Source organism: Psychrobacter sp. NG25 (assembly GCF_015234355.1).
Classification (GTDB): Bacteria; Pseudomonadota; Gammaproteobacteria; order Pseudomonadales; family Moraxellaceae; genus Psychrobacter.
Genome location: NZ_JADGMV010000001.1, coordinates 387,516 through 403,846 on the forward strand (window position 1 = coordinate 387,516; position 16,331 = coordinate 403,846).

General features: G+C 42.0%; 13 protein-coding genes. 7 read left to right on the forward strand and 6 right to left on the reverse strand.

Features of this window, described 5'->3' with window-relative positions; genetic code table 11:
* Window positions 1-669, reverse strand: coding sequence for a hypothetical protein (locus tag IPZ60_RS01615; protein WP_194196131.1), 669 nt, complete (start codon window positions 667-669; stop codon window positions 1-3).
* Between the two features lie 479 nt (window positions 670-1,148).
* Between IPZ60_RS01615 and aroE the strand changes: the two genes are divergently transcribed.
* A complete protein-coding gene (gene aroE / locus IPZ60_RS01620; RefSeq protein ID WP_194196132.1) occupies window positions 1,149-2,009 on the forward strand; it encodes a shikimate dehydrogenase in 861 nt (286 codons plus the stop codon).
* 106 nt (window positions 2,010-2,115) lie between these two features.
* On the opposite strand, the gene IPZ60_RS01625 is transcribed toward aroE, so the two are convergent.
* Window positions 2,116-3,234, reverse strand: a complete 1,119-nt coding sequence (locus IPZ60_RS01625; protein ID WP_194196133.1) for an FUSC family protein — start codon at window positions 3,232-3,234, stop codon at window positions 2,116-2,118.
* 410 nt (window positions 3,235-3,644) lie between these two features.
* Here IPZ60_RS01625 and IPZ60_RS01630 point away from each other — a divergent pair, with 410 nt between their 5' ends.
* Window positions 3,645-5,465, forward strand: coding sequence for an acyl-CoA dehydrogenase C-terminal domain-containing protein (locus IPZ60_RS01630; RefSeq protein WP_194196134.1), 1,821 nt, complete (start codon window positions 3,645-3,647; stop codon window positions 5,463-5,465).
* Between the two features lie 125 nt (window positions 5,466-5,590).
* Here IPZ60_RS01630 and IPZ60_RS01635 read toward each other — a convergent pair whose 3' ends face one another.
* Both IPZ60_RS01635 and ybaK read right to left on the reverse strand, forming a co-directional pair.
* Complete coding sequence (locus tag IPZ60_RS01635; RefSeq protein ID WP_194196135.1) at window positions 5,591-5,965, reverse strand: 5-carboxymethyl-2-hydroxymuconate Delta-isomerase; 375 nt, start codon at window positions 5,963-5,965, stop codon at window positions 5,591-5,593.
* A 102-nt stretch (window positions 5,966-6,067) separates the two neighbouring features.
* The gene (gene ybaK, locus IPZ60_RS01640; protein ID WP_194196136.1) at window positions 6,068-6,556 is read right to left on the reverse strand and encodes a Cys-tRNA(Pro) deacylase; all 489 of its coding nucleotides are present in this window, start codon (window positions 6,554-6,556) and stop codon (window positions 6,068-6,070) included.
* Between the two features lie 247 nt (window positions 6,557-6,803).
* Here ybaK and plsB point away from each other — a divergent pair, with 247 nt between their 5' ends.
* On the forward strand, window positions 6,804-9,572 hold the full coding sequence (plsB, locus tag IPZ60_RS01645; protein WP_194196137.1) for a glycerol-3-phosphate 1-O-acyltransferase PlsB: 2,769 nt from the start codon (window positions 6,804-6,806) through the stop codon (window positions 9,570-9,572).
* A 93-nt stretch (window positions 9,573-9,665) separates the two neighbouring features.
* Here plsB and ettA read toward each other — a convergent pair whose 3' ends face one another.
* Window positions 9,666-11,327 (reverse strand): energy-dependent translational throttle protein EttA, encoded by a 1,662-nt coding sequence (ettA, locus tag IPZ60_RS01650; protein ID WP_110921994.1) that lies wholly within the window; start codon window positions 11,325-11,327, stop codon window positions 9,666-9,668.
* 479 nt (window positions 11,328-11,806) lie between these two features.
* Here ettA and IPZ60_RS01655 point away from each other — a divergent pair, with 479 nt between their 5' ends.
* The 4 genes from IPZ60_RS01655 (at window position 11,807) to IPZ60_RS01670 (ending at window position 15,568) form a co-directional block, all read left to right on the forward strand.
* Entirely contained in the window at window positions 11,807-13,045 is a 1,239-nt protein-coding gene (locus tag IPZ60_RS01655; RefSeq protein ID WP_194196138.1) for a flavin reductase family protein, read from the forward strand.
* A gap of 102 nt (window positions 13,046-13,147) precedes the next feature.
* Window positions 13,148-14,476 (forward strand): acyl-CoA desaturase, encoded by a 1,329-nt coding sequence (locus IPZ60_RS01660; protein WP_194196139.1) that lies wholly within the window; start codon window positions 13,148-13,150, stop codon window positions 14,474-14,476.
* Window positions 14,477-14,654: 178 nt separating this feature from the next.
* Window positions 14,655-14,948, forward strand: coding sequence for a GNAT family N-acetyltransferase (locus IPZ60_RS01665; RefSeq protein ID WP_194196140.1), 294 nt, complete (start codon window positions 14,655-14,657; stop codon window positions 14,946-14,948).
* A gap of 326 nt (window positions 14,949-15,274) precedes the next feature.
* Window positions 15,275-15,568: a 4a-hydroxytetrahydrobiopterin dehydratase gene (locus IPZ60_RS01670; protein ID WP_194196141.1), complete on the forward strand. Its 294-nt coding sequence runs from the start codon at window positions 15,275-15,277 to the stop codon at window positions 15,566-15,568.
* A gap of 143 nt (window positions 15,569-15,711) precedes the next feature.
* On the opposite strand, the gene IPZ60_RS01675 is transcribed toward IPZ60_RS01670, so the two are convergent.
* Window positions 15,712-15,867, reverse strand: coding sequence for a DUF1328 domain-containing protein (locus tag IPZ60_RS01675; protein ID WP_194196142.1), 156 nt, complete (start codon window positions 15,865-15,867; stop codon window positions 15,712-15,714).
* Window positions 15,868-16,331 lie beyond the last annotated feature (464 nt).

Sequence of the window (16,331 nt, forward strand, 5' to 3'; positions counted from 1 at the left end):
TTAGCTATTATCTGTTTGGGCATCTGCTTTATTGATGACCAGCATACAGCTGTAGAACTCACATTTCGCCAGCTCTACTTTCTGACCGCCGATGGTTTTGTTTTTGATAATTTGTACATTGAGCATATCAGCCACGAGATTACCGCCCTCATCACCCATCAACTTGCGTGCGAGCTGATAGGCCTTTTTGGCATGATTTTGACTCAGTTCTTTCTCTTCATCAGAGTCGGTAGGATTTGCAAAATACCAACCCATCTCCAGATACTTTTCAGAATCAATAACGTCTAAGTAAGGCGCTTCGGTATCCATAAAACGATATTTGGCAGCTGGATTACTGGCATAGTCCAAGCTGTTTTCATCAGTGCTCAAAACTTTACCAAAAGTCGACTGGATACCATCCAAGTCACCGACGTTGATTGATTTGACGCTTTCGTTGCCCCATGCCGAGACGTCATACTTTACTTGTGTGCCTTGCTGAGCCGTTCCAGCTTCTACCTCAGTATTTGTTGCAGCGCTATCATCTGCTGAAGTCGTATCAGTGACTGCCTGCTCACTGGCTCCTGCATCGACGCTTTGGTCATTATCTGTATTGCTATTACAGCCACTCAACGACACACCAACTGCCATTATCGTACTGGCCAAAAAGGTCTGTAGGCTATTATTCCACATGGGCAATTTACTCACACTTTCAGATTGATCTCAAAAGAATATTAGCGCGCAAGCAAATATGCCGCTGCTAATGAATAATGTTTTTTTATGGCTTCACGTTTTCAAAGCCAATTTTTTATAATGTAACAACCACTATAGTCGATTCAATTTAAAAGTAATACAAGGCAAACGAGTGTAGATGTATATGTGATACTTCAAGCGAGGTTAACGCTGTCATACTTTTATAGTGGAATGACTACATAGGGCGTGTCATATAGTTTACCCAACTGCTTGATACTTGACCACCCTTTACGTTACGGATAACACTCCTAGAGAGTACATATTTGTTAAATACCTAACGCATAAAAAAATGCCATCTATTCAAGCATTTATTCACGAAAGCCTCGGTTTGTCAAACATCGCGTTATCCCTTATGATAATAGCGCTTCAACGACTCTCTTATTAATGCTTTTTTGCCTCTTATAGCTCGCGGACCATATATGACCCAGCATTTTATCGTTATTGGCAATCCTATTGCCCACAGTAAATCCCCTGAAATCCATGCGCTATTTGCAGAGCAAGCAGCTATTGATATCAGCTACCAGCGCCAGTATTGCCCTGACGATGCTGCCAGTTTTACCGCAGTGGTCGAAGCGTTTTTTCATGGTGGCGGTGTCGGTGCCAACGTGACGGTGCCATTTAAGCAAATCGCTTATGACTGCTGCGTGGCGCGTGGCGGTCTGTCTGAGCATGCCAAAGTCGCAGGCGCAGTCAATACGCTACTGTTGAATAAAGCACTATTAGAGAGTGGCACACCAATCGCTGACGCCCTCTATGGTGACAATACCGACGGTCAAGGTCTGGTCAATCATATCACGAGCTTAGGCTGGCCATTAAAAGGTGCGCGTGTGGCACTCATTGGTGCAGGCGGTGCGGCGCGAGGCGTGGTATTGCCATTGATTCAAGCAGATATTGGGGCATTAACCATTGCCAATCGCACACTGAGCAAGGCGACCAATTTAGTAGATGAGCTAAGTACCGCGAGTGAAACCATTGGCAAACACAGTATTGAGACTTGTGCGACCAGTGAATTGACCGGACAATTTGATATCACTATTAATGCCACTTCTATCGGTCTGTCAGGCGATACCTTGCCACTGGATAATGACTTAAACTGCCACTATGCTTACGATATGATGTACGGTCGCACGCTACCATTCTTACAGCATTTTGCGGCACGTGACGCGCAGACATCAGAAGGTTACGGCATGTTGATTGGACAAGCGGCCTTAAGCTTTGAGCGTTGGACGGGTCATACCGTTGATGTGACGCAAGCCACAAATACCTTAAATGGTCGTTAAGATAAAAGACACAGGCTATACCAATAAAAAAGGCGTATAAATTCAATTTATACGCCTTTTTCTTATCCAGTTCTTATCCAGTTCTTATCCAGTTCTTATCTAGCTTTTATCCAAAACGTGCCAATAGCCAGTTTTCCATACGTCGTAATGGCACACGTAAATTGGTAGAGTGCATTACTACTCCGCCAGCCAGAGCCACCATACAACCAATGGCGGTATCCACCAGACGTACGTAGGTGACTTGTTGATACGTATGCGGTAAGCCGCTACCATATTCTGCAATAAATATGGTCAGTGGTGTGATAAATATCACGGCTAAGCCATAATGACGGTCAACCAAGGATTCAATACATAAAATCATAATCAATACTGCAATAGCGACTCCCCATATCGGTAGACTCCAAGACAGCATCCAACTGGCCAGCCCTGCACCCACCAATGTCCCAAGCAAACGATGTACTTGCTTAATCCATATTGTACGCAGATGTATCCCTTGAATAATAATAAAACAGCTAACTGCCGCCCAATAAGGATTAGATATATTTAGGGTCATTGCAACGATTAGCGACAAACTCACAAACCCTGCCACAATCACACTTTCACTAATAGTATCTGCCTGATAAGTATAGATAGGCGAAGGTTTACACTCACGTGTCAGCAATAAAAACAAAGAATATGGCAATGATATCAGCACTGCGAATGCACTACCAAGCATGATAAGGCCAACGGTATGTGGCAGTTGAGCAAGCGGAATAGGCATAAATAATGCCACTGCACCTGCCATCATAATAAACAGCCCTCCCGGTGGCGGCTGTTGATAATAGCGGCCGAAAATAATGATACCAAATGCCATCAAAGTAAATATAGGCAATCTTAAAATAGGAATCTGCTGCGTTATCACTCCAAGTGCAAAGCATAGCGACATACTGAATCCCCAAGCCATCACAGTGACCAAGCGATATGGCAGCTTACCAACTAGGGGCAAGTTCAAAACAACCATCGCCCCTAACGAGCTGATAATGCCTGCCGATAGCACCTCAAAATAAGCACCCACAAAGACAGGAAAGCTAATAGTTAGCGCAGAAAATAATGGAATATGCCACGGTCGAAAGCTTCTGTGGACTGCTGTTAAATGCGTAAGCTCATTACTGATCAGATTTATAATAAAAGTTTTGAGGGTAGCAACCCGTCGCTTGAGCGACAACATTGGTTTGGATACAACCATGAAACCCTGTCCTTACGAAATAACGTAACGTTATTAACACAATGGCGGTTAATAAGTATGTGATGATATTCTATGAATGACTTTTACAAAAAGCTAAGCTTACCTAGAAGTATAAGGAATCTAAGTTTTCAGCAGATACATGACGATTAATTCATAGCAAAAAACTATTAATTATAAATAATTTTTATTAATTAACAGAATACTCATGAATATTATTTATACAATATGTATTTGTTGCCAAGAAAGATTTATAATAAGAAAAATTATACACCACTGCCCGTTATCAAATAGAACATATCAGCTAATAAAAGCATCGAAGAAACTGCCTTAACCAACCCATTTCTGAACACATTTATATTTAACGCATATCTCACCTATAAATCGACATCAACAAATTAAAGAGAGCAACTATGTTAACTTACAAAGCGCCTTTACGTGATATCAAGTTTTTGATAAATGATGTTTTTGACTTTCAAACGCATTATAAAGATTTGGACAATGGCGAAAATGCTGACCCTGAAACAATCGATATGATTTTGCAAGGTATGGCTGACTTTGCCGAAAACGTGCTTGCCCCCCTTTATCAACCGGCTGATGCAGAAGGCTGTCATTTTGACAATGGTGTGGTGACTACGCCTAAAGGTTTTAAAGATGCCTATGACCAGTTTGTAGAAGGCGGTTGGCAAGGTATTTCTTACCCAGAAGAATACGGCGGTATGAACTTACCAACCTCGTTAAACCTAATTAAAGCTGAAATGATTGGTACGGCTAACTGGCCATGGGCAATGTACCCTGGTCTATCAACAGGTTGTATCAATACCATATTGCAGTACGGTACTGATGAGCAAAAAGAGACCTACTTGCATAAACTAATTGAAGGTACTTGGGCGGGCACCATGTGCTTGACTGAGCCGCAATGCGGTACCGATTTGGGTCAGGTTAAATCTAAAGCCATTCCCCAAGAAGACGGCACTTATAAGCTTGGCGGCACCAAAATCTTTATCTCAAGCGGTGAGCATGATTTAACAGAAAACATCGTGCATATTGTACTAGCACGTCTACCAAATGCACCAGAAGGTACTCGCGGTATCTCGCTATTTATCGTACCAAAATTCTTGCCAAATGCAGAAGGCGAGATTGGCGAGCGTAATGGTGTCACTTGTGGTTCTATTGAACACAAAATGGGTATCAACTCATCAGCAACGTGTGTCCTAAACTTTGATGATGCGATCGGTTACCTGATTGGTGAGCCGAACAAAGGCCTAAAAGCTATGTTCACCTTTATGAACACGGCACGTATCGGTACTGGTATCCAAGGTCTAGCACATACTGAACTGTCATTCCAAAACGCCCTACCTTATGCGATAGATCGCCGTTCTATGCGTGCGTTATCAGGCACTAAAGAGCCTGAAAAAGTGGCTGATGCCATCATCAATCATGCCGATGTACGCCGCATGCTATTGACTCAAAAAGCCTTTGCCGAAGGCGGCCGCTCAATGATTTATCATTCAGCACGCTATGCGGACAAGATGGCGCAAGGCATCATTAATGGTGATGACGAAGAGTTTGAGAAATGGGATGACAAGCTTGGCTTCTACACGCCAATTCTAAAAGGCTTTTTGACCGAGCTTGGTATTGAAGCGGCCAAACATGGTCAGCAAATTTACGGTGGTCACGGCTATATTAAAGAATGGGGTATGGAGCTGATTGCTCGTGATGCCCGTATTGCCACCATGTATGAAGGCACAACCGGTATTCAGGCGTTAGATTTATTAGGCCGTAAAGTGATTTTGCAGTCAAAAGGTAAAATTATTCGCGACTATACTTCAAGCATCATGAAATGGTGTGGTGAATATGCACTAGACAAAGATATGCGCAAATTTGTTTGGGCACTCACCAAGCTATGTGCTGAGTGGAATACTTTGACCGTACGCTTGATGCTAATGGCACGTAAAGACCGCGAAATTATCTCTGCAGCATCGGACGATTTCTTAATGTACTCAGGCTATGTAATGATGGGTTACCACTGGGCACGTATGGCAGCAGTGGCTCATGACAAACTCAAAAATGGCGGCGTAGAAGCCCCAGAGTTCTATAAAGCCAAAATCCAAACGGCAGAATTCTACTTTGATAAACTGTTACCACGTACCTCAGGTCACGCCGAAGGTATGGTTGCACCAAGCGAAAGCATGATGGCAATGCCAATCGAAAGCTTTGCTTTCCTAGATTAAAATTAAGACTAAGATTACAAAGTTAATAGATCATTCATAAAAAAGCGCCTAAATATAGGCGCTTTTTTTGTGGTTGATGAAAATCAGTGCTCTCAAACTAAAAATAATTAACCGATAGCCAATTTCTAGCTACCTAGCATTTTTTTGTGATATACCGCACTAAGCTCTTCCACTTCTACACATACTTGCAGTGCTGCTCGCCCTGACTGCTCTGCGCTTAGCTGCTCTTCTATCGTTGTCATCAATAGCTCAGCAAGTTGATTTCGAGTCGCAATATCACGACCAGCCATCATCTTTAGATTCGCATAAACCATGCCATTTGCTTGCTCATCATCCTCAACACCTACCAAAAAAGTCTCAAGAGGTACGATGCGGGCTTTGATATCCGTTGGTTTACCAAAATGTCCAGTATCCCATAGCGCTTTATTCAAAGACTTAAGCAATGATTCTTCGTGAGGAACACTGACATTAGGAGTCACTTGCAGGGTTAAATGTGGCATGAATATATCCTTATAAAATATAAGTGAAGGTAGGACTTAAATGATTGGAGTCTGTTGAACACTCAAAAGGATAAACTTATTTGATATCAGCGACAATGCTTTTTAATCATCAGTAATGTTACTAAAAAGTGCCGATAGAGCCGTAGCTAATTGTAGAGGTGGCAGCTCAATTTCTAAACCACGGCGACCACCGCTCACATACATCGTTGTATGCGCTTCAGCCGAGATATCTATGATTGTCGCTAAGCGTTTCTTTTGTCCTAGTGGACTGACACCGCCCAGTACATAGCCTGTACTACGCTCTACTTGCTTGGGATCTGCCATTTGTACCTTTTTGCAGGGCAGTACTTTATTAGAGGATAAAGCTTTGGCCATTTTTTTAAAGTTTAAAGTCTTGTCTACTGGCAAAATAGCAACAGCGAGCGTACCCACTTCGGTCGCTACTACCAAAGTTTTAAAAACTTGTGCTACATCTACACCGAGTTTTTCGGCAGCTTCTAAGCCAAAAGAAGCCGCATTACTGTCATGAGTATATTCATGCAATTGGTAGTCAAGGCCACGTTTTTTGGCAAGATTGATTGCTGGGGTCATAATACTTTCATATCATTAAGTGAAGTTATTGAGTAGGAGAAATAGTATTTATCGTATTTTATACCACAATATTATTATGCTAAAGATCTTATTTTTCAAATAATTAAGTGTATTTCGTATGCAGCTAGCTCACAAGATAGTAAACAGCCCGTATGAATATTAGTAGTATATACAGACACTATATATCGCTTTGATGGCTTTTATGGCATCATAAGCGCAATATATTTAACTACTTTTGATATCCATTATGATACCCAGTTTCTTAAAGAATAAGTTCCTAAAAAAACGGATTTTTAAAGCGCCGGTCACTACTGACAGCGGCTCTAATACTGACGTCAATCCAATCGCCGCCAAGTCCTATTCGGGTGCTCCGATCAATCAGCTATATCGCAAGTTATCGGGTCACATGCTCGACGTTGCCGTCAAACCTAAACTATTAGGTGAGTTGCCTGATTTTGATGCTGACGATCAGACATTAAGATTTTATGTTCTACAAGACTATTCCCGATCCAACAGTATTTTGATCGATCTGCAGACGCAAGAGCACAATTTACCGCCAGCATTGGTTGGGGTATACGATGCAGAGCATAATATTAAAGAAAATGCGGCTATCATCTTTTTAAATCATCCAGGTGCCAAAGACAGTCAGTTATCACCGCGCCTGTCGCGCTTGGTATCGGCTGTACTGCAATATCCAGAGCTAAAAGTGCGTTTGGTCCCTGTCTCTATCCTATGGGGACGTGCGCCAGAAAAAGAAGATTCACTGTTTAAGCTGTTGACTACTGATAACTGGGAAGACCCAAGCATTACTAAGCAGTTATTTAATATTGGGGTCATGGGACGTGATACCTTTGTACAGTTTCATCCACCGCAAGATTTGCGCGCCCTTATCGATAATAGCCTCAAAGGCGATGTAGAAGGGCCTTCTATTTTTGATTCGCTAGCCACTGACCTACAAGATAGCTCTGTAAAAGATGCTTCTATAAAGGAAGATACTGACGATGCACCAAGTTACGCGTTGGTAGCGACTGCCGATAGCAATCGCGAACTGGTGCGTATGTTGCAGCAGCAGCTTTCGATTTATTTAGACAAACAACGTGCCAGCATGCTCGGCCCTGATTTGTCAGACAGACGCAATTTGGTAGATAAACTGGTGTACTCGCCAGCTATCAAGCATGCAATAGAAGCGGAAGCGGCAGAAAAAGGCACGACTACCCGCGAGGCACGAAGCTTAGCAAAAGGCTATGCCAATGAGATGGTAAATGATTACTCTTATCCTATCATTCGAGTATTCGACCGCTTCTTAACGTGGTTGTGGACGCAGTTGTATGATGGCGTAGAAGTACACCATTTTGAACGAGTACGAGAGCTAGCAACTGACTACGAAATCATCTATGTGCCGTGCCATCGTAGCCACGTTGACTACCTATTACTGTCCTATGTTATTTATAAACGCGGTTTGAGTATTCCTTATGTGGCTGCGGGTGATAACCTTGATGTGCCAGTATTAGGACCTATGTTACGCGGTGCCGTGGCGTTCTTTATCCGTCGTAGTTTCCGTGGTAATGCCCTATACACCTCTGTATTACGCGAATACATGCACACGTTAATCACGCGCAATACCCCTATCGAATACTTTATCGAAGGTGGTCGCTCACGCTCAGGTCGTCTGCTACCGCCTAAGATGGGTATGCTTGCAATGACAGTACACAGTCAATTGCGTAAAACCAATAAACCTGTCGTGTTCATTCCTACTTACATCGGCTACGAACGTATTATGGAAGGTGGCACGTATGTTGGTGAGCTGAAAGGCAAGCCCAAAGAATCTGAATCTTTGCTTGGTCTGCTCAAGGTAGGTCGCAAAATTGAGCGTATCTTCGGTAACGTACACTTAAGCTTTGGGACGCCACTACATCTCACTGAATTTATGACAAAGTTTGATGTGTCTGCAGACAGCTTACCGTCTGACCGTACCGATACCCCGCTCGATGAGAAAGCCAGTGCAATGGTCGATAATATCGGCGTGAAAATTATGCAGCATATCAATAAAGCCGCTGTGGTCACACCTGTATCACTGTTGTCGCTAGTGTTATTGTCAGCACCCAAAGCGGCACTAGATGAAAACAGCTGCCGAGAGCAAATCGAGCTTTATCAAGGTTTGGCTAAGCAGCTTGCTTATTCGGATGATACCGTCATCACGGACATGACCCCGCAGCAAATCATTGATTATGGTATTAAGCTCAAATTGATCGAGCGCACACCGCATATCCTAGGTGATATCATTCAGGTTGTCGGTAAGCAAGCTGCCTTGCTCAGTTATTTCCGTAATAACATTTTGCATGTCTTCATTCTGCTATCATTTTTGTCAGCGCTAGTTGCACGCAATGGTCGCATCAAACGCAGTCGTCTAGATAGTATTGCAGAGCAGCTGTATCCGTTCCTACAAAGTGAGCTATTCTTATATTATCCAGCACATGGCTTAGCAGATACGCTCAATAAAAAGGTCGATAGCCTACTCTCTCATGGACTAATCGTTGAATTGGGCGACGGCATACTTAGCGTTCCTGAATCAAATAGTAAGTCCTATCAGCAGCTACAAGTACTCGCGACTCCAGTTGGCCAAAGCCTTGAGCGTTACTTTATGACACTTGCTCTACTTGCTCAGCAAGGCTCAGGTAATTTGACCGAAAATGAAGTGGTTGATCTGTGTCATCTGCTGGGTCAGCGATTATCTGTGCTATATGCAGACGACATTCCTGACTTCTTTGACCGTGCTTTATTCACAAGTTTCATTGGTGCTTTGACACGTCTTGATTATTTACAAAAGGATGAAGAGACTGGCGTACTGACATTTGATCACCGTATCAATGACATTGCCCATCATGCTAAATACGTCCTAACACCTGATATGATGCAAATCTTGCAGCAAGTCGCTACCTTAGACGAGAATGAAATTAACCATGCCATTACTGAAATTAGTAATAAAAAGCAGCGTAAATTTGGGCGCAAACGCTAATTGGCTCCTAGCTATATTTAGTAGATCAAGCACAAAAAAAGACCTCTAACAATTAGAGGTCTTTTTTTGATTTCAAAACACTAAGCATTCATACTAGTTCGTGATTTTCTTATACTTAGCACGCTTAGGACTGGCGTCATCACCCATGGTCTTTTTGCGATAAGTTTCAAACTCAGAGTAGTTACCGTCGAACCAAACTGGACCTTCTTCTTCGAATGCCAAGATATGGGTAGCGATACGATCAAGGAACCAGCGATCATGCGACACAACCATTACCGTACCTGGGAATACTTGAATCGCATCCTCTAGTGCACGTAAGGTTTCAATATCCAAATCGTTTGATGGTTCATCGAGTAATAGTACGTTCGCGCCTTGCTTTAGGGTTTTTGCTAATTGCAGACGGTTACGCTCACCACCTGACAACTGACCAACGCGTTTTTGCTGATCTGAGCCTTTAAAGTTAAAGCGGCCAATGTAAGCACGACTTGGCGTGGTGTATTCACCAACAGTAATAATATCAAGACCGTCAGATACTTCTTCCCAAACGGTTTTGCTATCATCTAAGTGATCACGTACCTGACCGACATAAGCAACTTTAACACTTTCACCCAAATCCACGGTTCCAGTATCTGGCGTATCGCGTTCAGTAATCATGTTAAATAGCGTGGTTTTACCCGCACCATTTGGACCAATGATACCTACGATGGCACCTGCTGGTACGTTGAAGCTTAGGTTTTCATAAAGCAAACGATCGCCAAATGATTTCGAGATGTCATTAATCTCAATAACCTTATTACCCAAACGTGGACCAGGTGGAATGTAAATTTCAGCCGTCTCATTACGCTGTTGGAACTCTGTTGAGTTCAATTCTTCAAAACGCTGTACACGAGATTTAGACTTGGCCTGTTGGCCTTTTTGGTTTTTACGAATCCACTCAAGCTCTTTTTTCAGCGCTTTAGCAAACGATTCTTCTTGTTTGTTCTGCTGCTCTAGACGCGTGTTCTTTTGCTCTAGCCATTCGGTATAGTTACCTTCATACGGATAGCCATGGCCACGGTCAAGCTCTAAGATCCACTGGGCGACATTATCCAAGAAATAGCGATCATGGGTAATAGCAACGATGGTACCGCTGTAGTTCTGCAAGAACTGCTCTAACCATGCAACAGACTCGGCGTCCAAATGGTTGGTCGGTTCGTCAAGTAATAGCATATCAGGACGTGACAATAGTAGACGGCATAGTGCCACACGGCGTTTTTCACCACCAGACAACTTACTAACATCCGCATCCCATGGTGGCAGACGTAGCGCATCGGCCGCTTTTTCTAGCTGATTGTTTAAGTTGTGCGCATCCCACGATTGGATGATGTCTTCCATCTTGCCCTGCTCTTCAGCAAGCTTATCAAAATCAGCATCAGGCTCAGCGTATTCAGCATAGATCGCATCTAGACGAGCCAATGCATCTAACGCTTCACGCATACCGTCTTCAACGTTACCGCGTACATCTTTGCTGTCATCAAGCTGTGGTTCCTGCGGCAAATAACCGACTTTGGTACCAGCTTGTGCACGTGCTTCACCACTGAACTCAGTGTCAACGCCCGCCATGATACGTAGTAAGGTCGATTTACCTGAACCATTGATACCCAATACACCAATCTTGGCACCTGGGAAAAACGATAGGTTAATATTTTTTAGAATTTCACGCTTAGGTGGAACAAGTTTTGACACGTTGTTCATCGTGTAGATATATTGAGCCATTAACACTCCGATAGACTGCATAGAAGAGGCAAGCAAATCATACTCGGCAATGATGCCAAGTGTGCCGCACCTCAAAATCAGGGTTACAAATTATAAGCCATTATCGCATTGTGGCGCATACCCTGCAAGCCAACAGATTGTTTTAGCGGTTGTTTTGCCGCTTTTGGCATTTAGCATGACGCTTTCTACCTAAAAGCATCAACGAAACCTATTATCAGAACGCTTTGTTTAACATTTTGACTCATTACTGCTTTATAAAGACCACAAAAAATAGCATCAAACCTTTCGAAAAATTAATGAATAGACTTTAGAATATTAGTTTATCTTAATAAGGTAACGTCATTTGATTTGAGATACACTCAGTACGATATCTCTAAATCTGAAGCCTTAGACCTGAAGTATTAAACCTAAGTCATTAGACCTGATTATAAAACATATGATATTCATCTCTAAAAAGCATCAAACAAGGTAATGAGTTTATGGCCACTAGCTATCGCCCTGAAATTATCCAACGTGCGTTTGTTGACTTCATTGGGTCACGTTTGCATCCGTTTTGGTCGTTGACCCGTCCTAAATTACGGTTGATTGCACGGCAGGCTCTCAATGACGATTTGATTGTGGTTCAGTTCGAAGGCAATCATGCTTTTAAACGGCAAGTACTTGATTCAGACGGCGGTTGGCATGGTGGTCAACATATCAATTTAACGGCCGTTATTGACGCCATTTACCATCAGCGCCATTACTCATTAGTAGGCTTACCAAAACAACCCTTATATTTGCAATCGGACATCGACAATAGTGAGAGTAGTGAAAATAAACAGTTACAGTCGCCTATCATTACCATTGCCATCAAACCTCAAGGATTGGTATCCAACTATCTAACACAGCAAGCACCACTGGGCACCATATTCGATAGTAGTTTGCCCAGCGGCGCCTTCACCTTAGCACAGGCAAAGCTTGATACACAAAGTGCTAACCGCTTACTTCTTGCACCTTCATCGCTACTGTTCATAGCAGGAGGTAGCGGCATTACTCCAATGCTAGGTCTTATCACACAAGCCTTATCGCAAAGCCATACGGTCACGTTGTTATATTACAGTCACATGCCACTGGCAGAGACGCCTTTTTTGAAGCATTGGCAGCAATTAAAAGACAGTTATCCAAACTTTACTTATCACTTTATCAATACAGAAGACCCTGATAGTTATTTGGCAGGTACGCGACATCTAAGCGCGGAAAGCTTGTTAGCACTTAGTTTGCCATTAGCAGATACTCGGATATTTGTTTGTGGGTCGCAGGCATTATTAGCCGGACTATATGATGCTGTTCAAACAATAACATCGTTAGATATGGACTCATTAGCAAATAAACGCTCGTTGCGCGACAATATTATATTCGAGCGTTTTGGCAATCTGTCACACGAGCCTGCTAGCATTGGCAACAATGATAATGCAAAAAACGATATAGCAATGCAAACGGTCTACTTGCGTGGTCGACAGCGACAATTCGATACCAGTACGACATTGCTCATCGGTGCCGAGCAAGCAGGTATAACTCTCAGTTATGGGTGTAGGCAAGGTATTTGTCAGCTATGTCGCTGTAATAAAGCCAGCGGCGTGGTCAAAAATATTGAGACGGGAAAAATAAGTAGCAATGGCTATGAGTCGATTCAAACCTGTATCAATATTGCCATGACGGACGTAGTATTAGATATCTAAGATGATTGAAGACTATGAATTAGATTGTCCAATAATATCTAGACACTTGATGAAACCAACCCTATGACATTCGATATTAATAGCCTTAGTTAAGGAGTTTCTATGCGTTTATTACCGCCTATGTTCACTGCACAATCTGCCGTATCTGCATTTTCGACAGACACGAATATGCAATCAAAACAAAAGCGCTATCCAACATTAACGGGTGCACAATTACCAAAAGACCAAAGCGATGCACTAGCCGATGAATTGAACACGCTATATCAAAGTGTCATGAATTCATTGGGTAGCGATGATGCTCATTATATTCAACGTGTATATGCCACCGTGGTCTATAGCGAAATTATCTCGCGTGGCTTACTGGCAGCGGCTGGGCGCATGCCATCGAAACGAAGTCTGGTCGCTACTTGGCTACTTGGTACTTCTTTACTGAGCTTCAGTAAAATCTTGAACAATATGGAGCTTGGACATAATGTCATGCACGGGCAATATGACTGGATGCAGCATCCGTATCTCAACAGTCAAAAATTTGATTGGGACATCGTTTGTCCTGCCCCACTATGGCAGCATTCGCACAATTATTTGCATCACACGTTTACCAATATTGTTGGCCGTGACCATGATGTCGGCTATCACTTAATTCGCGTGACTGACGAGCAACCTTGGACACCTAGTGACCGCTATAACCTGTTCAGTACCATGGTATTGGCCTTGGGGTTTGAGTGGGCAGTCGCCTTTCATGATATTCAAATTAGTGCTGATGAATATGCTGATTCGCCGCAGCTCACAGAGATCATGCAACCAAAGTCTCGTGGTTTATTTGCCAAAATTGCAAGGCAGGTCAGCAAAGACCATATCGCATTTCCTACTATAGCAGGGCTGGCGTTAGGTCGACGTAGTGCGATGACTACCTTGAGCGGTAACATCACTGCCAACATGGCGCGCAATTTGTGGACATGGGCAGTGATATTTTGTGGCCACTTCACAGACCAAGCACATATTTATACTGAGCTTGATACCAATGAAAGCAAAGGTGACTGGTATATACGGCAAATTCTCGGCTCTAGTAATATCCAAGGTAGCAAGTTATTCCATATTTTGACCGGCAATTTATCACATCAGATTGAGCATCATATCTTTCCTGATATGCCAGCCAACCACTACGCTCGCATATCACCGCAAGTACAGGACATATGCCGAAAATACGACCTACCCTACAACACTGGGCGTTTTGGTCGCCAGCTTCGTCAGGTCATCGGTCGCATACGGCACTTTAGCAAACCGAGCGCCAAGGAATGGCAAGTATATTTACAATCGCAAGCTACTGAATCGACTCATGCTGCCAAAGAAAAACAAGATGATGCTCCAGTCATCCGTGGATTAGGGAAATACCTTCCACCTGTCATGCGCCAAGCATTGTTTTACTTGTAAGACATGACCAATATAGACATACATAACCAGTCATTCTAATGACTCTTAACATTTACCCTATCTACCCTTACGGTAAAGAGCTATAGATTAAATAACAAAATACGCATAATAAGAAGTAGAAATATAGACACAAACGATAACTAACAATAATGACACTTAATAATAATGGAGAGTAGCTATGAGTAATCAAACTGCTGAACAACCTATGAAAATTAGCCACGACATAGAAGCCAAACGATTTGAGACCGCTATTGACGGTCATATTGGCTATATAAGCTATCAAGAGCAAAATGGCAAACTGGTCTATGATCACACTATCGTACCGCAAGCTTTAGGCGGACGCGGTGTCGGATCAGCACTGGTCAAGCACGCACTCAATTATGCACGTAAGAATGATAAGAAAGTGGTACCGCAATGCTCATTTGTATCGTCGTACATCAATAAGCATCCTGAATATAAAGACTTGCTGTAGTCAAATTTATATAAACCTGCTACATCGTCATTCGTGATTGATCTAGCTGTATCGAAATCATATCAAACTGACTATACAACCCAGTATTGGCATATATATTTTGAGTAAGAATCCAACCTAATCTTCTTTTTATTTGTTGTCTGCGCTCGTATATTTATCTTTAAATATATGGCAAGATGACAAATATAATAACGGTTTATGTCTTATAATGATTGATAGAATAAGTCACTCTTAAATTTATTTTATATCGTCAATTGCATTGTATAAAATATTATCTAATATAATTCTTAATAAACCAATTCAACATAACAATAAAGGTTATTAATATGAGTAGTCTATCTGATAAACAAGTGGATTTGCAGTTAGAAGATTTACCGGGCTGGCAGCGTGATGGCGATGCTATCGTGAAAACATATCACTTTAGCGATTTCATTGAAGCTATGAGCTTTATGAATCAAGCGGCATTCCATGCTGAAGCACTTGAGCATCACCCTGAATGGCGTAATACTTACAACGTGGTAGAGGTACGATTGACCACAGATGATACAGGCGGCATTACGAGCCATGATATCCGTCTGGCCAAACGTATGGAACATATTATTCAACCTAAACGCCTATAGTGATGTGTGAATAATTTTTGATATTTGAATACTTTAATATTTAAATAAACAGTTCCAAGAAAACTGGCAATAAAAAAGTCCTCATAGTATATGAGGACTTTTTTTCAACGATTTATTTTTATTTAATATTCTATGATCAGTTATTACATCTTGCGGCTTATGAATGCGACGATGAACAAAATGACAGCCACAGCTAAGAAAATATATGCCAAATTAGCAGACAGTCCAGCGACACCGCCAAAACCTAAAAAACTTGCCAACAATGCGATTACAGCAAAAATAATAGCCCAGCGAAACATAACCTTCTCCTTAAATAATTATTGAAAAATCAGACATAAGACTCCTATGATAAGTATCAATTAAAACTGGCTAATATCGACCAGTACAATCAATAGCTATTATTCATATTCGTCCTGCTATATCTGATATTCCCTTTTTTGTTTTTAGTATTAATGATATTTTTAGTATTAGTGATAACTGCTTACGACCTTAGATTAGCAATATTCCTCTTCAAAAAACGTTCACTTTGGTAATAAAAACGGCAAGTTATGTAATCTTTGTAGCAAACCTTAGCATTTTGGCATTTTTTCCTAGATTTATAGGACTTGTGTATAGAGAGGGTGAGTGGCTTTTTATCCGCTACCACTTTCATCATATAATCTGCTATAAACAGTAAGTAGCAAATACCTTTCATTCGTCATCATTACTCCCAGTGACCGTTTTTTGCAAAACACAAATGCCAATTATGATAGCCATAGTCAGA